The organism is Bacteroides xylanisolvens (assembly GCF_018289135.1).
GTDB classification, from domain to species: Bacteria; Bacteroidota; Bacteroidia; order Bacteroidales; family Bacteroidaceae; genus Bacteroides; species Bacteroides xylanisolvens.
Window position 1 is genome coordinate 601,135 of sequence record NZ_CP072216.1, and the last position, 21,512, is coordinate 622,646.

The window sequence follows — 21,512 nt, forward strand, 5'->3', positions numbered from 1 at the left end:
TTATAAGCTCCAATTAGTTTTGTTATTATTTGTTGTTTGAAGTAAATTTATACCTAACAATTTAGCTTGTTTTATTACAATCTCATTTAGCAAAGTATAGTTACTGCATGATACTGCTTTATCAAATTCCACCATGGATTTATTAAATTCCAATCTTTGCTGCTTAAGCTTATCCATAGCATTTTTAGTCATTTCAGTTGTTGCGTCTTTAATATCTTTAATTCTTTCATTAAAAATATCTTTAATTCTTGCTTGTCTAGTTTCTGCTCTGGCATTAAAAAGATCCATTCTATCAAGAGAAAACATAAATAACACCGATGCTATACCCGACATCATAGTTGCAAGTACTACAGACCACGGTTCACCAATACCTAATTTGTTAATGAGTGCTTCAATTCCTATTCCACAAATAGTAATTACACTACCTCCAAGAATCTTGATAATGGCATCTCCCTTTTGTGCAGTAGTCATTTGTTTAGATTGTTCTCCAAATAGAATTTTCCCTGCTTGTACAAAAACTTTAATTCCTTCTTTGATAAGTTTGAGAATTTGTTTGAACACACCCACAAAAAGACTTATCAATCCTTCTATCAAGGAGGAAATAAAACCTTTGACAAAATCCCATACACTTGTTCCTAAAAAAGTCAACGCATTATTCAAGACAAATTTTTTTATTCGATTAGACCTTATTTGAAGTGCATCTGAAATAGTATGTGCATTTACTCCTTCCTTAAGCCCGTTGCGAAAAATATCAGAGAGTTCAAAATACAAAGGCTTAATAATAAATAGGATTATATTCCCAACCATATAATCCCGAGATTGCTTCAAAGCATTCTTAGAGGTTTTATCTAAAATTATTTTTTGCTGTTCACTCCCCAAATTAGTGATATTTTTCCCTGTTGTTTTATTGACAGCGTCATTAATTCCTGCGTTTGCTTTTTTCCATTCCTGCATCATCCTTTGTTTGGTTTCTGGCGTCAATCCTAAATGGGGTTCTCCATTTCGTTCACGTTTTTCTTGATCTGCAATAAATTCAGGAATTGTCATATCACCTTTATTTCCTTTACCTTTCACACCTGTACCATTATTGATGTAAGCTGCTGTTAGGGCAAAGTTATAATCTGCATTTGCTATATTCGTTATATCTTCATCGCTTAATGCGTAATTACCTTTCAGGCGTTCATGGATTTTAGACAATGGTTCAATGTGATCTACATGTGCTTGATTTCGATGTTTATACTCTTTTATATTTCTACGCCCATCCGGGTGTGCCTGTTCTTTATACACATTTTTTTTTCCTGTGTATTCATCCACTGCATTTATTTTATTGTCATTGTTTTCAAATTTTTCATTTTTATATTTATCCAAAGATTCTTTGGCTTCCCAATAATTTCTGTTTCCCTTATATTGAGTCCGCACATCATCGCCATATTCCTGAAAATCCTCAGCTGTAATTTCTCGTATATTCTTATACTCCATGTAGCCATCCAACAAATAAGATGCTTGTTGGGACTGCTCGTATGTAAACGAAGAACATTCTGAGACCAATTTACTTGCTGTTATCCCTTTCTTCCTAAGTTTACGAGTTGCAGAGTTTGCCTCTAAAAAACCATCTATAACAGAAGTGAATACAGGTACAACTAGCTTTTCTATCATATCATCTTCCGTTTTGAATTCTTTATATAAATCATCAATTACAGCTTTTGTTTCTTCTTTCTCGTATTGTTCGATCTCTTGAAGAACGGAAACAAAATCTAATGGAGAAGCATTTTCAATTTTATGCTCCAATTCTTGTTTTCTTAACTTATCCATAAATGTTATATTGTTTTGATATTTGATTTACTATCTTCTTCATCTCCTCCCTCACCTCTTTCGGCTCCATCACCTCCACCTTCTCCCTATGCCACAACAGCATCTGATAAAAGTTATAACTCGGACGAAGCCAGTAGCTGAACACACTCCAGCCATCCCCTTGCTCCACTTCCTCTTGTGAAGAATGAATAGGTCGTGCCCTCACATAATCCACTTGACTGCCATACACCTTTATTTTAATAGGTACAGGAGGGCAGTCTTCATGATTCACGCCATAACAACCTTCAAAATAGCTTTGCGGATTGATATATGGTGAGGGGGAAAGTTGTTGTTCCGTCAGCCGCAAGTTGCTGATGCGCTCCAGTGCATAGACTGAGGGATTCTTGCGATTCAGCGGCTCGGCAATGAGATACCAGCGCTGTTCCCATGTCTTAAGAAAGCAAGGAATACATTCGTGGTGCTTTACTGCTTGCCGGTTGAAAGAGTGATAGTCGAACTCAACCACTACCTTGCGGTCAATGGCTTCGAGAATAGCATGCAGATGCTCCACACCGCTGGGCACATCTTCCAAGACCAACTCTCTGCGATGCTTCATGGCCAGTTCGGAGAGCCCTTGCATGTGGAAAGCGGAAAGCAGATATTTGTAAAGCGAGTTGTTCTTTATATAGTCAAAATTGGAGATGTAATACTTCCTTGCTCCCGTATCATACTCTATGTCAATGGCGAAGACATTGGAGACATACTCCTTGTATCGTCCGAATGTTTTGGGTATGATTTCTCCGTCATAGAGAGAGGAATATTCCCAATGATGGTTGATTTCCTTGAGCGACATCGGTTTGCCACGCGACAGAAGCTCTATGATGTACAGGCATTTTTCAAGTTTTCCCATAGTGTTTTTCTTTATTCGGTTACAAAATAACTCTACTCCTCAGACAAAAAACGTCTTACCTGTCACGGTAAATTTGCAAAAAAAGCGTGGCACTGCAAAATTACGTCTTAGCTGAAGGTCCTAGGAAAACCCAATGAACAAGATGTAAGAATAGCAGCCCACGCTATAGCGTGAGAACCACTATGCTCTCTTTGTTCATTTGAAAATTTCCTAGGTTTTCAACTATAAGACAAGCATAACGCTTCTTCAATTTCTAATATGTCTCGGAGAGAGTTGCTTCAATCCGAATACAAAAATAGTTATTTTGTTGATGTTTTGCATTATAGAGAGCAAAATTTATAATTTGAATCCTCTACTTTTTCTTGGTTCTTCTGCTGATTGTCGCAGACCTTGTCGAAGTTTTTCCCATTGCTCTTTGAACCATTCGCTTATTGGTTGCCTGTTTATTGTAAGCACCAATTTATTATTATCAACCGAACTTTTCTCAACTTTGAAAACATCATTTTTGATTTCAAATCTTCGTTTATGCTCTTCGAAATAGATTTTTCCATTGCATCTGATAGCCTCTTTCTTTGTTAGAAGACAATCTATCATATCTTTGGTAAATCCAATGACTGTGCACAACTTTTCCATTTTCAACATTTCTTTGAGCATCGGAAACCAGTTGAATGCCTTTTCAAGCAAGGTGTTCAGTCTTGATATTTCTCTGTCTTTGGCTTCAAGTTCTTGATTATGTATTCCTTGAAGATTGCGTATTTGTTTGCCGTGCTGTTCTTGCATTTGTTGCATCTTGGCTTTTAATTCATCAATGCCTTTATCACGCTTGGCAACTTCCTGACGCAATTTTTCATTGGCTTGTTCCAAATCTTTCAATTTTCCACTGCCGAAAAGAGAACCGACACCGCTTGCTATGGCGGTGGCTGCATTGGTGGCTGTTTTCTTTAGCTTGTCAGTGCGTATTTTTGATTTCACCTGTTTCAGCTCCTGTTCAGCAAGACCTATCTGTTCTTCTTTGTGCCGTTTTGCAGCGTCTATACGTTGTAGTTCGGCTTTCTGCTTCTCAATGATGAAATCGTTTCGTTCCAGATGCTCCTTGCCTGTAATGGTTTTGGATTTTCCACGTTCCATAAATAGGATGTCGGATGCCAAAGTCTGCATTTCCATCATATCATTGTCATTGAGCTTTTGGCTCTTGCCTGTGTCATGGTTCATCCAGTCGAATACGATATGTGCATGGTAATTCGGCTTGAACCATTTTTCACCTATTTGGAAACTCTCCTTGTCCTCTGCATTAGGCTGTCCGTTCATCCAATGCCCCTCGTCTTTGTGCAGGAAGATTTGAAGCGGAGTGATACCCCAGCGTCTTTGGCACTCTTCGCCAAATTTCTTCACGTCTGCCAGTGTGGTGTCCGGTTTGATGAGCAACACACCCTCACGGATGGGCGAGCATCCTGCCACTTTGATGATTTTTCCGTTCCTGCTTTTGCGCTCACGCTCTTTCTCCTGCATAGCACGGCCAGTCTTTTCCTTTACCATCTGTTTGATGTTGTCGTAGTGTGTTTGCAGGTCGGGACTACCGAAGTCCGGGTTTATCCACTGCTCGTTGTCGGCAGAGAGTTCGGACACGATGTAGATTTTGGACTCTCCGATATTGTGCATGTATTCGGCAGTCCTGCGGTTATGAGCCTCGTTTGATTTGGTGTTGCAAGGTTTGATATGTATGCTTGATTTTATTGCCATACTACTATTCTGATTTATTGTTTACGATAGATTACTTTGTTCGCTTTCGCAGAGGGGTACTTAGGGGTGCAACCCATAAGCGGAGTTTCCAAAGAGAGGGTCACTCTTTGATCGGGTTGCATAGGGCTGACAGCCCTTGCCGGGTTCTTAGGGCAGAGCCATAAGCCCCTCGGGAGAGCCCACAACTACGAAAGCGAAGCGTGTAGTTATAGTGGGCTATAACCGAAAGCCGTTTTTCTTTTTCGGTGGCTGGTTGCGTGTCCCTTTTACAGATTGGACTTGCCTGTTTCTTTCAGTCTGTTTCTGTAAATATTCGTTCAAGTCTTTGCATCCGCTGTATGTCTGCGAAGCGTCACGGATGTATAAGTCTCTGCCGTATTCCATACGGATTTGTTGGAGTGCTTCCATCCCTGCACGGTCATTGTCAAAGAAACAATGGATGCGCTCGTAGTTCCCCAACGGATAGAGAGCTTTGGAAACATTGGCTACGGAATTCAGCACCATATAATCTTGCCTGTCCAGTTCGGGATATTTCGGACAATTCTCCAATCTCAAAGTAAGAAATGAAAGATAGTCCATAAATCCCTCGAACACATAACACGTTTCCCTCGCTGTTCCTGATTGTCTGATGTGGGATATTTCCTTTGGTGCGATACAGCCTTTGAAATAGCGGTTGCGAATTTCATATCCGCCCGATACGTTAGGAAAGGCGATGGCGAAATAGCGTTTGCCATGATGGGTGAAATGTGTTTCAAGGCATTCTCTTTTTGCCAGTGCAATGTTGATTCCCCTTTCCTGCAAGTAGGCGAACAGGGCAGGAGAAGAAAGCGGTACAATCTCCAGTTGTTGGAAACTTGGCTCGGAAAATGATTGCTTGCCAAAAGAAAAAGACACGGGACGAATACTGGGTGTCTGTTCTTCGATTCTTTGCAGGAGATATGGCACATGGTCGGAACAATAAAGTTCCTGTGCCAGTGCGATGATATTCCCACCCTTGCCGAGTGCAAAATCATACCATTGGTTACGTTCTGTATTCACCTTGAACGAGGCTTCCGTTTCTTCCCTTAGCGGTGATTTATACCACAGATTTATGCCCTGTTGTTTGACTGGAGAAAAGCCCAAACTGTGCAGATAATCTGCTATTTTGATTTGTTTCGCTGTCTGTATATCCATAAAATGATAGGTTTAATGATAATTGAATTGGTTTATTTCTCTTTTCGCTCGTACCTCTTTATGAAGTACGGTCTATAATCACTTCACTTTATTCTCGTATATATAGAATACGGTAATAAAGTGAAGTGGTTTTGCCACATTCCGCAACCACTTCGCTTTATCCCTAATATATAGACCCTCGGAATAAAGTGAAGTGATTGTAAGGTGTGGGCTAATAGTGGAAGTCGGGCATGAACGTGTACTTCCTGCCGTTCTCCTGCACTATCATCCGTTTGTTGCGAAGCATGATGATGAGCGGTACCGCCTTTTGATGGTTCAGCTTTACACCTATTGACGTGTAGCTTTTGATTAAGGCATCTTCCAGCTCCTTGTAGCCGTATTCCTTTTTCAGTCCGAAAACTGCTTCCAGCGCGATGCGGTGCTGCTGTTCGGTGATATGTCTGTAAGGGTCGAACTTTTCTTCTTCCGGTCTTCCCGGCTTCTTGGCTTCGGGCTTGTACCCCTCCATGAGTTCGGGCAGGGCGTTGTCGTTGATATGGAATGCGAAAGGCTCGAAATCCATTGCCCGTATGTGCATGGCTGAAACGTTGCTTATATCCCCGTTGCTTTTGTCCTTTTCTACAAGGAGTACGGTTTCTGCCTTGTTGTTCAGTTCAGTACCGATATGCCCCCTCGCGTTCTCATCCCCCTTGTTCTGGTGGAGTATCGTGTGGATATGTATCTGCCTGTCGTCCGTCCACTGCATTAGTTTGGATATGATGCGTGTCGATTCACCGGGACTGTTGATGTCATATACCATGTCACGGATACCGTCTATGATTACAAGGGCTATGTCGGGCGTATTGTAAATAGCCTGCTCTACAATTCTGATACGCTGTTCGGGCGTGTATTTCCTCAAAGCGAGAAATTCCAGATGCTCATTGTCCCTGTCATCGGGAAGCCCGGCCATCCGTAAAATACGTTTCATGACTTTCAGGCAATGATAAGGGCTCTGTTCCGTGTCCACATAAAGGATTTTCCGTTTGTCTTCCGGAAGTTCCGCCACATATCGCAATACGGTGCCGTTCTTCAATGCGGCGGCTACGATAGCCGACACATTGAACGTCTTTTTGCTCTTGGCTTTGCCGATGGATGCGCTGAAATTCCCCAATGTCCCTATGACGGAACCATGTACTTTGAGAATTTCAGGTGCTTTCTCGTAACTTTTCGACAGGCTCAAACGTGAGGCTTGCCAAAGGATTACGGCTTCTTCTGCCGATATTTCCTTGTTGTCTTTCATATAATCCATAAGTACACCTCCCGTTATTTTCGTCCTCCGGTTTTCTTTCCGGCCAGTTCAAGGGCAAGTTCCGCATCAACGATAATCTTGCGCCCTATTTGCGTAATGGCTTTGTCAATCTTTCCGCTTTTCTTTATACGGTTGGCGGTGGGCAGACTGCATCCGAACAGTTTGGCAATGCCAAGTATTCCGTACACATACTTTCTTTCTGTGTCCGTGACGGATTGCGGTTGCGCTTCCGTTTGGTTGGAAGCGTGCTTGCTTAGGAATATGAACTCTTCGCCTGTCATCTGCCAGACGGGTTTTAATAATAACTCTTGAAGATTTGTCATCGTCCAATCTATTTAGTCGTTAAACAATTAGCCCTGCGCACTGGCTGTTATTTCTGTTCTCGAACGATGCAAAATTAGGTATGGTTATAAGTGGTAAGGATGTGGATGATATAAATCTGAATCTATTATATCTCACTGAATATCAGTCAATAAAAATACCACTCAAAAATTAATTTGAGTGGTAAAAGTGGTAATTTCGTGGAATGTCAGGATATATCACGAATTATCTGAATATGCTTTCCATTTCTTTGGCGAATTTCTGGTTACTATCACTCGGAAAATCGGAAACGGGTTCTTTGTACTTCGATCTGTAATAGCTCTCGTCAATATCCAGTAGTTTCAATATCTTGTCTCGCCATTCGTCCCTGTATTGCTTGGATAGTTTTTCGCTCATCAGGAATATCAGGTAACACACCCGTATCTTTTCCCTTGCCTTGATTTTTAGTCTGTTCTTGCAGGGGTGCAGATTTATATTGGCATAAAAATCCGATATAGTAATGGCTTCGAACTGTTCCCCGACACAGGTTTCATGAATGGACGAAAGCGACTTCATGTCAAAATATTCATGCTGTCCCTCCGGTGTATTCTGCATTTCTTCTTGCTCATTTTGCTTGACCGGTTCATCCTGTCGTTTTACTTCCACATCATCAGGAAGGTACTTTTTCAGGATTTCCATAAAAAGAAGGCTCAGGCGGTAAACATCACCGGAAAGGTTCTCCATATATTGAAAAGCCTCTTTTCTGTCTTGCTTTTGCAGTTCATAGAGTTTGTCCAATTCCTTCTTTTCCTTGTCATATTCAGCCTTGCAGCGTTCATACTCCTTCTCGGCTTGCTTCTCTTCCTCTGCCGTATGTTCTCTGTAGCCAATGGAATCATGTCTGTTATATGCTTCATTCAAGGGCTTGCTTAATTTTTGTGTAACTCTCAACTGCGCTTCTATATCAGTGTCATATCTGCCAGCGAAGTTGTAGCATACACGGGAAATTATCTCATTATCAAACAATGGGTGTTTTTCGTAAATCAGTATGTTCTTCTCTATCTCGGTTCTCAGGCTGTTGAGAATCAGAGTATATTGTTCTTTATGTTTGTCAAGCACCAGTTCAAGGATAGCGGCTTCAAAAGCTGTTGTATCATTGTATTGCTTATAGAAATCCGTGATGAATTTCTGCTTGTCAAAAGAGAAAGTATGGCTGATTATAAAATCGCTGTATATTCGATTGAGTTCGCCATATTGGGGAATCATAATCTGTATTTCTACTGCCATGTACACTTAGTTTATGGATTCTTATCTTTATCAAGAAAGGAAGTCAGTTCTTCCTCTACTTCTTCTATACTTGGCAGAACTGATTTTAAATTCTCAGGTATAGCCTTGCTCAACTGGTAATCGCTGATACCTATCGGCTGGTCGTAGCCTGTCAATGCGTATTGTGCTACAACTTCGTCTTTTCCTTTGCACAGCAACAACCCGATAGTCTTGTTGTCATTCTCTCCCCTCATCTTGTCATCCACCACATTGATGTAGAAGTTCAGTTGTCCTGCATACTCCGGTTTGAATTGGGTAGCCTTTAATTCCACTACGATGTATGCGTGTAAGGGAATGGAATATAGAATAAGGTCGGCAAAGAAATCGTTGTTTCCTATTTGAAAATGCTTCTGCCGGGCGACAAAGGCAAAACCATTGCCCATTTCCAACAAATAACGGGTAACGTGCTTTACCAGTTGCTCTTCTATATCCCTTTCGTCTGCCTTTTCTTTCGCTCCTGCCAAATCGAAGATATACGGGTCTTTCAACAAGTAATTGGCAAGGTCACTTTGTGGTGCCGGGAGTATGGCTGTAAAATTGTTTACCTTGTTGTTGCTGATTTGTCTGTTATATAGGTTGGTTTCAATTTGTATTTTGAGAACATTGCTGCTCCAGCCCATTTCTACCGATTGCTTCATGTACCAATATTTTACACCTAATGGAAGCGAATTATTGAGCATGATTACATGACTTGCCCAATTTATTCTGGCAACAGGGGATGCCAAAAATAATTTTTCTATATCCTCAATCGTTATCCGGTAAATGGCAGATACAGTTTTGGCAACATTCTGAATTTGCGCAAGAGGTTCTTGCGTAAATTCTAACAACTGACTATCAGTGGATTGTATTTGCGCAGTAAGTTCTTGCGTAAATTGTCCGTTGTTTAGTTTCAAGACTTCATCTGTGACATTCTGTATGCTTGGAACAGATAGCTTTGCATCCGTATCAATGAAACTTCGTAGCACGTTCAGCGGATATGACCGTGCGAATTGGCACATATAAGTAAGGTTGCGTTCCGAATAGCCTTTTTTTTCAGGATAATTGAATCGGATAGCCTTTGCCAGTTGCTTGATGATTTTGCTTCCCCAGCCTTGTAGGTTCTGATGATACAGGATATAGTTGCCTATTTTCCAGTAATGGAACAGCATTTGCGCATTGGCTGCGGTAATCAACCTGACTTGTGCCTGTTCTATTTCCGAACCAACAGCATGAACAAATGCGTCAAAGTCCGTTCTTTCTATATGATGTTCTTTGTTGTTTTCCATGTTTTAATGTCTATTGTTGTCGCAAATATAATTCAAATAGCGGATAATCTATGAAACTGATTGATACTTTTATAGTTGGTTAAACTTGTTCATGGCGTTTGCCTTAATATCATCCGCTATGTCAATGTAGGGTTTCATGGCTTTATAGTCACTATGCCCCGTCCATTTCATTACGACCTGTGCCGGAATACCGAGAGCCAGCGCATTGCAAATGAATGTTCTTCTTCCTGCATGGGTGCTTAGCAATGCGTATTTTGGGGTGACTTCATCTATACGTTCATTCCCTTTATAATATGTTTCCCGTACAGGTTCGTTGATTTCAGCCAGTTCTCCCAACTCTTTCAAGTAATCGTTCATCTTTTGGTTACTGATGACAGGCAATGCCATGTGGTTTTCAAAATGGATTTCCTTGTATTTTTCAAGTATGGCTTTGCTGTGGTCGTTCAGTTCAATAATCAGGCTGTCTGCCGTTTTGACTGTGGTAACTTCTATGTGGTCAGGTTTCACATCGCTTCTTTTCAAGTTACGGACATCCGAATATCGTAAACTCGTGAAGCAGCAAAACAAAAAGACATCCCTGACACGTTCCAAATATTGTTTTTCTTTTGGTATCTGGTAATCTTTCAGCCTGTTCAATTCGTCCCAAGTCAGGAATATCACCTTTTTAGAGGTAGTTTTCAATTTGGGTTTGAATGTATCGTATGCCATGTTCTGATGATGTCCTTTCTTGAAGCTCCAGCGCAGAAACCATTTGAGGAATCCCATCTGTTTGCCGATGGTACTGTTCCTCATGTCCTTTTTGTCACGCAGGAAGTTCACATACTCGTTCAAGCCGAACTCGTTGAAGTATTCAAAGGTTGCATCTTCCTTGAACTCTTTGAGGTGGTTTTTCACTGCTGAGAATTTCTCGTAGGTGGATGCCGTCCAATTATTCTGATTGCCACACTCCTTTACAAACTCATCGAATACTTCCCAAAAATTTATCTGTGTTTCTTCCTGCTGCTCTTCGTTGGCATCTTTCATCCGCAGGTTGAACGCATCCTTTAGCTGTTGGGTGGTTGGCATGGCTTCCTGTACCTCAAATTCCTTGAACACGTTTTGAATCTCGGCATAGTATTTCAGCAAGTCCGCATTGATTTCGGATGCGCTTTGCTTCAACTTGTTGGTGCATCCGTTCTTTACCCGTTGTTTGTCGGCATCCCATTTGGCTACGTCAATCCGGTAGCCTGTTGTAAACTCGATGCGTTGGCTTGCATATATGACACGCATACGGATGGGGACGTTTTCCACGATTGGCACACCGTTCTTCTTCCGGCTCTCCAATGCAAAAATGATGTTACGTTTGATATTCATAATTGGGTGCGTTTGAAATTCTACACCCAAATATACACCCAATATTCGGAATAGCAAAAGGCATTTAGAAAGATTTAGATTTACTCTACACCTTGGATAGTATATGATTATCAGTGATTTGCAATTTTATGATATTTCTTGAAAGTATAGGTTCAAGAGCCTGTCTCTCCGCTAGAAAGCAGCTTTTTGCTGCTTTCTGTTTTTATGGAGAGTTTTTTCTCTAGTTGGTAATTGTAAGGAGAGGTGCTCGAGTGGTTGAAGAGGCACGCCTGGAAAGCGTGTATACCCCTAAAGGGTATCACGAGTTCGAATCTCGTTCTCTCCGCATCATTTTTTTACATTTTAATATTAATGAACGGCTGTTTTGACTTATCAAGGCAGCCGTTTGTTTTATATTGTTTTCGGGAATTCGGTTATTCCAATTCTTCAATAATCTTCTTTACATCTACCGGTTGTAATCGACCATATACCTTCTCGCCGATCATCACTACCGGAGCCAGTCCGCAGGCGCCTACACAACGCAGACAGTCTAATGAGAACTTTCCGTCCGGGGTAGTGTCACCGACTTCGATACCTAATACACGTTTGAACTCTTCCAGCAGTTTTTCTGAACCACGTACATAACAAGCTGTACCCATGCAAACAGAGATGGGATGTTTTCCTTTGGGAGTCATGGTAAAGAAAGTATAGAAAGTGACGACACCATACACTTTCGATACGGGAATTCCAAGTTTGGAAGCGATAATCCGTTGCGTTTCCTCGGGTAGATACCCTTGCAAATGCTGTGCCTCATGCAAAATATTGATAAGTTCGCCCGGTTTGTTTCCATGCTTGTCGCAGATCGTTTTGATTTGCTCTGCCATGTCACAGGCTAGTTTGATATCTGACATAATACTCTTCATTTAAAAGTTAATCAATCGCTTTGTTGAAATAATGCGTATGCAGGAGAGTTTCCGATTTCTCACCTAGCGGTTTGCCGAGATAATCCTCGTATAATGTCTTGATATACGGATTCTCGTGCGATTTGCGCAAAGGTTTGTTGGCGTCTTCACGGTAAAGTGCGTTGGCGCGTGCATAGAGTATTTCCGAGTTGCCGTGATGCAAAGGCTGCCCGCCGCCACCGATACAGCCTCCGGGGCAAGCCATAATTTCGATTACATGATATTCGTTATGTCCGTTCCGTATATCTTCCAGTAGATGACGAGCGTTGCCTAGTCCGTGTGCGATGCCTACTTTTAATTCAAATCCGTTTAGGTTAATGGTAGCACGACGGACGCCATTTAGTCCGCGTACCTGTTCGAAATTTACATTTTTCAAAGGTTCTCCGGTATAGATTTCATAGACAGAACGGAGGGCGGCTTCCATTACACCACCTGTTGTTCCGAAAATGACACCGGCACCTGTCGATTCACCCATCGGGTTGTCGAATGGGCTGTCCAGTACGAGAGGGAACCCGATATTGGCACGTTTAATTAGTCGTGCCAGTTCACGGGTAGAGATAGAATAATCCACATCGGGGATACCGTTCACTTTGAATTCATCACGTGCACATTCGTACTTTTTAGCCAGACAAGGCATGATAGATACGACAACCAGTTTTTCTCTGGGTATGCCCATTTTCTCCGCCCAATAGGATTTAGCAATGGAACCGAACATCTGTTGTGGGGAGCGGGCGGTGGACGGAATGTCCAGCATGTCCGGGAAATGATGTTCGAAGAAGTTGACCCATGCCGGACAGCAGGAAGTCAGGATAGGTAATCGTACGGATTTATCTCCGTTGAGATAACGTGTCAGGCGGTTCAGAATTTCAGAACCCTCTTCCATAATGGTAAGGTCGGCTGCAAAATCAGTATCGAATACATAGTCGAATCCCAGTTCGCGAAGTGCATACACCATTTTCCCGGTTACCAGAGTGCCGGGAGGAAATCCGAATTCTTCACCTAGGGCCGCCCGTACGGCAGGTGCGGTCTGCACAATCACTACTTTGTCCGGATTAGCCAGATCGTCGAGCAGACGGTTGGTGTAGTCACGTTCTGTTAATGCGCCTACGGGACAGACAGCCACGCACTGACCGCAGTAAGTACATTCACTTTCCGTCATCATTCGGTCAAAGGCAGGAGCGATGGTTGTATTGAATCCGCGACGGATGGCACCCAATGCTCCGACCGTCTGTACATCATTGCAAACACTTTCACAACGGCGACAGAAAATACATTTATCCATATTACGGACGATAGAAGCGGTAATTTCCCGTTTGCGGGGGGACAGTTCACCGCCATTGAAAGGCATTTCGCGAATGTTGAAACGCAGTGCTAACGTTTGGAGCTCGCAGTTGCCGCATTTAGGGCAAGTGAGGCAGTCATTGGGGTGATCCGAAAGGATCAGTTCAGCCACCACTTTGCGAGCGTTCATTACGCGCAGGGTACTGGTTTTTACTACCATGCCCTCCGTGCAACGGGTAGCGCAGGCAGGAGCCAGGTTGCGCCGTCCCATCACTTCAACCACACAAATACGGCAGGAAGCCGGATTATTTTTTATACAGGTTCCTTTCAGGTCGATATGACACAGCGTAGGTATATTGATACCGATTTTGATAGCGGCTTCAAGAATAGTGCTTCCCTCGGGCACAGTGATGAAATGACCGTCTATCTGGAGAGTAATTTGTTTTTCTTCCATAGTAAATAAGATTTTAGCAGACAAGAATAGCATTGAATTTGCAGCGTGCCATGCACATGCCGCACTTGATACATTTATCAGGAGCAATGACATGTGGCTTGCGCACCAGCCCGCTGATAGCATCCGCCGGACAGTTTTTGGCGCATAGATGACAACCAATGCAACGTTCCGGACTGATGGTATATGTTAATAGTGATTTACATTGCTTGGAACGACAAGTCTTATCCCGTACGTGTTCCATATATTCATCGTAGAAGTTATCCAATGTGGATAAAACGGGATTCGGAGAGGTTTGTCCCAGTCCGCAGAGGGCCGTATCTTTGATGACTTGTCCCAAAGTGGCAAGTGTGTCCAGGTCTTTTTCTGTGCCTTTTCCTTCTGTAATCTTGTTCAGTAGTTCCAACAGACGTTTGTTTCCAATGCGGCAAGGTGTGCATTTCCCGCAGGACTCTTCCACTGTAAAATCCAGATAAAAGCGGGCTACGGATACCATGCAGTCGTCCTCATCCATGACAATCATCCCTCCTGAACCCATCATGGAACCGGCCGAGAGAAGGTTGTCAAAGTCAATGGGAGTGTCCAGATGTTTTTCTGTCAGACAGCCGCCTGACGGTCCTCCTGTTTGTACAGCTTTGAACTTCTTTCCGCCTTTGATGCCTCCTCCGATTTCGTAGATTACTTCCCGAAGAGTAGTTCCCATCGGCACTTCGATCAGTCCGACATTATTAATCTTTCCGGCAAGAGCAAACACTTTGGTTCCTTTGGAACGTTCTGTGCCAATCGTTGCAAACCAGTCGGCTCCTTTGGTTAGAATAATGGGAATATTGGCAAGCGTTTCCACATTATTTACATTGGTTGGTTTTCCCAGATAACCGGATTCGGCAGGGAAGGGAGGTTTCAGAGTCGGCTCTCCCCGTTTTCCTTCCATCGAATGAATAAGGGCAGTTTCTTCTCCGCAGACAAAAGCTCCGGCTCCATATCGTATTTCTATGTCGAAACTGAAATCTGTTCCTAAGATATGATCCCCCAGTAATCCGTATTCGCGTGCCTGATTGATAGCTGTTTTCAGTCGGTTGATGGCTAGCGGATATTCCGCACGGATATATACTAATCCTTTGGTGGACCCGATGGAATAACCGCAGACACACATCGCTTCTACAATCGAATGTGGGTCGCCCTCCATAATGGAACGGTCCATGAATGCACCGGGATCTCCTTCGTCGGCGTTACAAACCACGTATTTGACATCCGACTGTTGTTTGTTGGCAAATTCCCATTTCAGTCCCGTCGGGAAACCGCCACCGCCACGTCCGCGAAGTCCCGAACGTTTGATAATATCAATAACGTCCGTCGGCTGTTTGTTAAGCAGGCAATCGGCCAATGCAAAGTATCCTTCACGGGCGATATATTCTTCAATATTTTCGGGGTCGATAAAACCACAGTTACGCAATGCGATGCGGAGTTGTTTCCGGTAGAAATCCATGTGCTTGGAGTCGCTGACGGTATGTTCCGTTTTAGGATCTACATACAGCAACCGTTCGATTCTTCGTCCTCCGATGATATGCTCGTTGATGATTTCTTCCGCATCTTCGGGAGTGACTTGGGTGTAAAAGGTATTATCGGGGATAATTTTCACGATAGGACCTTTTTCACAGAAGCCGAAACAGCCTACGGTGATGACTTCTACTTTATCGGTGATTTCGTTCTTTTTGATGGCTTTTAGAAGATTGTCTGTAATACCCTGGCTGGAAGATGCCTTACAGCCTGTACCACCGCAGATCAGAATCTGAAGATGTTGCGCACCGGATGCCAGTCCGTAACACTTTTCAGTCACCTTTTCATTACTTTCTTCGCGCAATGAAAGATTGTGCTCTGCTCTCTTCCTGATTGTTGCCAAATCATGGATAGATAAAATTTTCATAAGTATCAGAATTGTTAGTCGGTTTTTTGCAAATATAATTCTTTGTTTGAAATAACAGCGTAGTCTCGTACAAATAAAATTGTTCTTTGACGGAGGATTTAGGTAAATAAATCTCTATCTTCGTATTTAATAGGTATCAAACCTAAAAAATATAACTGAAGTATGAGACGAATTTTACTTGGACTATGTTTTCTATCTTTTCTGAACAGCGCATCCGGACAAGAGATTCCTTTGCCGGAAAAGATGCCGCAGACACATCCGCGGGTACTGACTACTCCGGCGGGAAAGCAGGAAACATGGAAGCTGATTAAAAAAGAAGAATGGGCGAAAGATGTTTTCAATAAATTGAAGGAACGGACGGAAGTATATACGAACCTGACGGATGCTCAACCGGCGTGGTTGCTGTCTCGTTTGGCAATGTACTGGAAGTCTCATGCCACGGAAGTATATGTGAAAGGTGAAACGTTCGACCATGCAGGTGGTGAAAGAGCTCCTTATCCCACTGTGCGCTACACGGGAACCCGTGGCACAGCTGCCACCCACGGTCGTCCCAAATTGGCGGATGTCGTTCCTTATGATGATGAGGACGGGAATGTCACTTTCTGCAATAATGCACTTCCTGACCGTCCTATGGAAAGTGTACACCCATCCAAAACAGGCCGGAATATTGAAAGCCTGAACTGCGAAATCCTGGGAATTGCCCGTGATGCCGCTTTCCTTTATTGGATGACGGATGAAGAGAAATTCGCTAAACTTGCCGCAGGGGTCTTTGATACATATATGACAGGCATTTATTATAGAAACGTGCCCATCGACCTGAATCACGGCCATCAGCAAACATTGGTAGGATTGACTTCTTTCGAAGTCATCCATGAAGACGCACTCCATATCGCTGTCCCTTTATATGATTTTCTATATAATTACCTAAAGGCCAATTACCCGGATAAAATGGAAATCTACGCCGGAGCTTTTAAGAAATGGGCGGATAATATCATTGCGAACGGTGTACCTCATAACAACTGGAATTTGCTACAGGCACGGTTTGTTATGAATGTCGGATTGGTATTGGAAGACAATAAAGAATATGCCGACGGAAAAGGACGTGAATATTATATCGACTATGTGATGAACCGTTCCAGCATCCGCCAGTGGAGTCTGACGCGATTGGCAGATTATGGTTTCGATATAAATACGGGAATTTGGGCAGAATGTCCGGGATATAGCAGTGTGGTAATCAATGATTATGCCAATTTTGTGAATCAGTTTGATACGAATCTGCAATATGATTTGGTGAAAGCAATGCCTATATTGTCGAAAGCGGTAGCAACCACTCCCGAATATCTGTTTCCCAACCGTATGATTTGTGGCTTTGGAGATACGCATCCGGGATATTTGAGTACGAATTTCTTTATCCGTATGATACAGAATGCACAGGCGAACGGGAAGAAAGAACAGGAAAATTATTTCACGGCTTTGCTGAAATGCCTGAACCCGGATTTGGGAAATGATAAAACAGAAAAGAAGAATGTGCGTGTATCTGTCAATTCTTTCTTTGAAGATAAACCGCTGGCGCTAAATCCCAAAGTGCAGCCGGGAAAGATAGAAGATTATGTTTCTCCTTTGTTTTATGCTCCCAATGTGTCATGGCTGGTACAGCGCAACGGTATGCATCCGCGCAACAGTTTGATGATTTCGTTGAATGGCAGTGAAGGGAACCACATGCACGCTAACGGCATTTCGATGGAACTTTATGGAAAAGGATACGTACTGGGGCCGGATGCAGGTATCGGGCTTTTCCTGTATAGCGGACTTGATTATGCGGAATATTATTCTCAATTCCCCAGTCATAATACAGTTTGTGTGGATGGAATATCGAGCTATCCGGTGATGAAAAGTAACCATTCTTTTGATTTGCTTTCCTGTTTCCCGGCATCAGCGGAACCGGGCAAAGCATTTACGTCCGTTACTTACAGTAACCTTTATTTTCGTGAACCGGAAAGCAGGGCGGATCAGACCCGTATGATGAGTATTGTCACTACTGGGGCGGAGACGGGGTATTATGTCGATGTATTCCGCAGCCGGAAAGAGAAAGGAGGCGATAAGATGCACGATTACTTCTATCACAACCTTGGGCAGACTTTGACATTGACGGCAGCAGATGGCAGCGACCTGAATCTCCAGCCTACGGAAGAACTCGCCTTTGCAGGCGCACATCTTTACGCTTATTCCTATTTATATGATAAGAAAGTGGCTGCGACCAATAAGGATGTCAAGGCAACTTTCACCATAGATATGAAAGATAAGGACGGCGATGATATATACATGAATCTTTGGATGAAAGGCGAACCGGATCGTGAAGTCTTTACGGCTTTGGCGCCAATGACCGAAGGGCTAAGCCGTACACCGAATATGCCCTATAATATAAAGGAGCAGCCGACGCTGACATTTGTTGCCCGTCAGCATGGAGAAGCTTGGAATCGTCCTTTTGTCTCGATATATGAACCGAGTACGAAAAAGGAACCGTCTGCTATTCAGTCCGTCTCTTACTTTGATGCAGAAGGAGCAGGTTTGGAAGATTTTGCCGGAATCTGTGTGAAAAGCAAAAACGGACGTATAGATCATATCTTCTCTCTATCTGATGCTGCACAAACCGCTACTTATCAAGGAATGAAAGTGAAAGCGGATTATGCTGTTATTAGCAATGAATATGCAGGAAACCGGACGTTGTTTTTAGGGAATGGAACCCAATTGGTTGCACCCGGGGTAATGATTCAGACCGACAATGCCGCTAATGTATTGCTCGAAAAGAAAGAAGGGAAATGGTATATTATTTCTTCTGCTCCCTGTACGGTTGTTATCGGCGATAAGAAGATAAAACCCGATGCTGCGTCGGAGCCTATGTTGTTGCGTATCTGATGTTTCATTGGTAATAAAGAAAAATTGTATATCTTATCCGTAGTATGGTATATTATGGCCTAAGATGGAAATTGTTGCAATAAAAAACAAAAAAAGCGTGTTTAAACGTTTTTAATACTATATTTTTTCTAATTTTGTGGCTTTCTGTCCAAGTAGTATATAAAATGGACAGTAAGCCCTTTTTTGTGGGTAAATATTTAGTGGGAAATATTTAGTGGGAAATAAATGATGGTATATGTGATGAGAAATGGTCGCAGGGTAATAGCTGCGTTATCATTTCTGTTATTATGTTGTGGTGTACATGTGCACGCACAACGGGTGGCTGTAAAGACAAATGCATTGGGTTGGCTGACCGCCAGTCCGAATGTAGAAGCAGAATTTGTATTGGGTAGTCATGTCTCCTTGAACATGGGGATTGCTGCGAACCCAATCAGTACAGACAACTTTAAAACGACTTTCACGCATTTTCAGCCTGAAGTTCGTTACTGGCTAAATCGTCCGATGGTGAGTCATTTTCTTGGAATCACCGCTTTCGTGAATAATTTTGATATGATGGTAAAAGATGTGCATCACAAAGGCGATGCATACGCCGCTGGTTTGACCTATGGATACGCATGGGTGCTGGGCGATCATTGGAACATCGAAGCAACTGCCGGAGTGGGTGTGTTGCGCTACCGTCAGTTTAAGTATGATAAGGGTACTCCGAAACCGGGTGCGGTCAACGATAGTAAGACCACCATTGCACCTGTCAAACTGGGGGTATCCTTTGTTTATATTATTCGATAACGAACATTAGCTAGTCAGAAAAGAGAATGAAAATCAATTTGAAACGTGATAGATTAACAGGTATACTTCTCGTGGCGATGATGTTCGTCGGTATGAATGTATCCGCCCAACGGATCCGCGTGCAGGGGCATATCACAAACCCGCAGGGAAAAAGTGTTCCGAATGTAAATGTGTTGAATCCGGTCAATGACGAACGTATAGAAATGTCCGACGAGGATGGCCGTTACAGTGTCTTGGTTGAGAAAAACGGCTCGTTGAAGTTTACATGTGTCGGTTATGAAGACAAAACAGTGAAGGTGGCAGGAAAGCAGATTCTGAATGTAGTATTGAAAGATGCCGTCATCGAACTGGACGAAGTTACAATTACTTCCAAAGTGAAGGACAAAGTGATTCCGGAACCTACGGACATCGAAATCAAAGGTAATTATTTCCATCTGAAAACTCGTGTCCCGGTGCCTAAGGAGATGTTTAACTCACATCGTCGCTTGGTATTGCAGCCTTCCATTTATGATGTGACACTGAAAAAGCGTCTGTTGATGCGTCCTGTTGTATTCGACGGGGATACTTATAATACAACGCAAAATCGAATGTACGATTATGATATGGATAAAGATCCTTTGCACGATTACATCCGTGTGAAAACTACTTCTTCACGCAAGGGGGATATTATTGCTTACCATGATTCTATCTATATAGAATATCTGCAACATGACTACCGTGCAGATGTGCATCTGGCGATGGAAAATTACCGGAATATCATTTATCGTGACTCTTTCTCCATTGCACGCGGAACGGTCAACCCGCTTCGCTTCTTGGAGTATAAATTCTCCGCTTTCAGCCTGACGGACGAGAAATACCTTCCGAAACCCGTGATGCAGTTGCGGGATACGAAAGGTGAGGTAAACTTAACCTTCCTGGTAGGTAAAGCCGACCTGGATGATAAGAATCCACAAAATCAGGTGGAACTGAACCGGTTGAATCAGGAATTGCGTGGTATTGAGACGAACCCGGATGCCTCTTTGAAGAGTTTTCATATTACGGGGGTGGCTTCGCCGGACGGTTCTTACGCGACGAATCTTCGTCTGGCAAAATTGCGTACGGATAAGGCCCTGGAACGTATACTGGCACAACTGGACCCGGAAACACGTAAACTGTTGGAGGTGAAATCGGATGCATCGGTTGCCTCCTGGAAGGAGGTAGCTGAATTGCTGAAAAAAAACTCCAAGCCGGAACTGGCTAAAGAAGTAGAGGACTTAATCAAACAATATACAGCTACTCCTTACCGGTTGAATGGGGTCTTGAAATCGAAACCTTTCTACAAGGAACTTGCGGCTACTTATTTGCCTAAATTGAGAAAGGTGCAATATACCTATGGTTATTCAATCTTCCGTTCTTTGACGGACGACGAGATTAGAGAACTTTACAGAAAGAATCCGAAGGAACTGACCCGTTTCGAATATTACCGTATGATTACGACAGCAAAAACTCCCGACGAAAGGGAAAAGTATTGTAGGGAAGCTCTTGAACTTTATGATAACTTTACGTATGCAGCCAATGAACTGGCAGTGGCAACGATACAGAAAGATACTCCGGATTCACGTATTCTCGAACCGTTTGTCAGTAAATCGGCACCGGCGGAGTTATTGTCTAATCAGGCTATTGCCTTGCTACACGAAGGGAAATATACAAAAGCGGATTCAGTCTTGACATTGGTTCCCGAAGAAGCGGTTTCTGAAGATTTGCAGGCCATCGTTCAGGCATTGGCCGGTTATTATAATGATGCTTTCGAAAAGGTGGCGGCTACCAGCCCTTTCAATGAGGTGGTGATGCTGCTGGCAATGAAGAAGAATCAGGAAGCATGGGATAAGATTTCTACCATAGATGTAGAGACCGCCCGCGAATATTATATAAAAGCGATTGCCGCCAACCGCCTGGAGAAAATAGGTGATGCGATTATGAGCATTGAGAAGGCCCTTGAACTTGATCCTTCCTTATTGGAAGTAGCGAAGGTGGACGGTGATATTATTGACTTGCTGCCGGAAGAGCAGAAAATTAAATAATGATATA

The 21,512-nt window shown here is 42.9% G+C and carries 15 protein-coding genes and 1 tRNA gene; 4 read left to right on the forward strand and 12 right to left on the reverse strand.

All coding sequences use genetic code 11. The annotated features are described in order from the left end of the window. The 9 genes from INE92_RS02745 to INE92_RS02785 all read right to left on the reverse strand — a co-directional run bounded on the left by INE92_RS02745 (position 1) and on the right by INE92_RS02785 (position 11,146). Complete coding sequence (locus INE92_RS02745; protein ID WP_195435633.1) at positions 1-1,812, reverse strand: DNA repair protein; 1,812 nt, start codon at positions 1,810-1,812, stop codon at positions 1-3. After that, the gene (locus INE92_RS02750; protein ID WP_195435636.1) at positions 1,805-2,701 is read right to left on the reverse strand and encodes a helix-turn-helix transcriptional regulator; all 897 of its coding nucleotides are present in this window, start codon (positions 2,699-2,701) and stop codon (positions 1,805-1,807) included. Before INE92_RS02750 ends, INE92_RS02745 begins: the two co-directional genes overlap by 8 nt. Before the next feature lie 336 nt (positions 2,702-3,037). After that, on the reverse strand, positions 3,038-4,441 hold the full coding sequence (locus INE92_RS02755; RefSeq protein WP_195435638.1) for a coiled-coil domain-containing protein: 1,404 nt from the start codon (positions 4,439-4,441) through the stop codon (positions 3,038-3,040). Between the two features lie 216 nt (positions 4,442-4,657). Then, on the reverse strand, positions 4,658-5,614 hold the full coding sequence (locus INE92_RS02760) for a toprim domain-containing protein (protein WP_195435640.1): 957 nt from the start codon (positions 5,612-5,614) through the stop codon (positions 4,658-4,660). 211 nt (positions 5,615-5,825) lie between these two features. Beyond that, a complete protein-coding gene (locus INE92_RS02765; protein ID WP_195435642.1) occupies positions 5,826-6,902 on the reverse strand; it encodes an AAA family ATPase in 1,077 nt (358 codons plus the stop codon). A 14-nt stretch (positions 6,903-6,916) separates the two neighbouring features. Then, the gene (locus INE92_RS02770) at positions 6,917-7,225 is read right to left on the reverse strand and encodes a DUF3853 family protein (protein ID WP_195435644.1); all 309 of its coding nucleotides are present in this window, start codon (positions 7,223-7,225) and stop codon (positions 6,917-6,919) included. A gap of 223 nt (positions 7,226-7,448) precedes the next feature. Then, on the reverse strand, positions 7,449-8,489 hold the full coding sequence (locus tag INE92_RS02775) for a hypothetical protein (RefSeq protein ID WP_195435646.1): 1,041 nt from the start codon (positions 8,487-8,489) through the stop codon (positions 7,449-7,451). A gap of 11 nt (positions 8,490-8,500) precedes the next feature. Next, the gene (locus INE92_RS02780) at positions 8,501-9,793 is read right to left on the reverse strand and encodes a PDDEXK nuclease domain-containing protein (RefSeq protein ID WP_195435652.1); all 1,293 of its coding nucleotides are present in this window, start codon (positions 9,791-9,793) and stop codon (positions 8,501-8,503) included. Between the two features lie 69 nt (positions 9,794-9,862). Beyond that, a complete protein-coding gene (locus INE92_RS02785; protein WP_195435653.1) occupies positions 9,863-11,146 on the reverse strand; it encodes a site-specific integrase in 1,284 nt (427 codons plus the stop codon). Between the two features lie 237 nt (positions 11,147-11,383). On the opposite strand from INE92_RS02785, the gene INE92_RS02790 reads away from it, so the two are divergent. After that, a tRNA-Ser gene (locus INE92_RS02790) sits at positions 11,384-11,471 on the forward strand. An 88-nt stretch (positions 11,472-11,559) separates the two neighbouring features. On the opposite strand, the gene nuoE is transcribed toward INE92_RS02790, so the two are convergent. Genes nuoE through nuoF form a run of 3 tightly spaced genes read right to left on the reverse strand, consistent with a single transcriptional unit; the run spans position 11,560 to position 15,743 of the window. Further along, complete coding sequence (gene nuoE / locus INE92_RS02795) at positions 11,560-12,036, reverse strand: NADH-quinone oxidoreductase subunit NuoE (RefSeq protein ID WP_004305841.1); 477 nt, start codon at positions 12,034-12,036, stop codon at positions 11,560-11,562. A 19-nt stretch (positions 12,037-12,055) separates the two neighbouring features. Then, on the reverse strand, positions 12,056-13,822 hold the full coding sequence (locus tag INE92_RS02800) for an NADH-dependent [FeFe] hydrogenase, group A6 (RefSeq protein ID WP_004305843.1): 1,767 nt from the start codon (positions 13,820-13,822) through the stop codon (positions 12,056-12,058). A gap of 13 nt (positions 13,823-13,835) precedes the next feature. Then, positions 13,836-15,743, reverse strand: a complete 1,908-nt coding sequence (gene nuoF / locus INE92_RS02805; protein ID WP_004310195.1) for an NADH-quinone oxidoreductase subunit NuoF — start codon at positions 15,741-15,743, stop codon at positions 13,836-13,838. Positions 15,744-15,905: 162 nt separating this feature from the next. On the opposite strand from nuoF, the gene INE92_RS02810 reads away from it, so the two are divergent. The 3 genes from INE92_RS02810 (at position 15,906) to INE92_RS02820 (ending at position 21,505) form a co-directional block, all read left to right on the forward strand. Next, on the forward strand, positions 15,906-18,659 hold the full coding sequence (locus INE92_RS02810; RefSeq protein WP_008643162.1) for a heparinase II/III family protein: 2,754 nt from the start codon (positions 15,906-15,908) through the stop codon (positions 18,657-18,659). A gap of 240 nt (positions 18,660-18,899) precedes the next feature. After that, positions 18,900-19,445, forward strand: a complete 546-nt coding sequence (locus INE92_RS02815; RefSeq protein ID WP_004305849.1) for a DUF3575 domain-containing protein — start codon at positions 18,900-18,902, stop codon at positions 19,443-19,445. 26 nt (positions 19,446-19,471) lie between these two features. Next, the gene (locus INE92_RS02820; protein WP_004305851.1) at positions 19,472-21,505 is read left to right on the forward strand and encodes a tetratricopeptide repeat protein; all 2,034 of its coding nucleotides are present in this window, start codon (positions 19,472-19,474) and stop codon (positions 21,503-21,505) included. Positions 21,506-21,512: the final 7 nt, after the last annotated feature.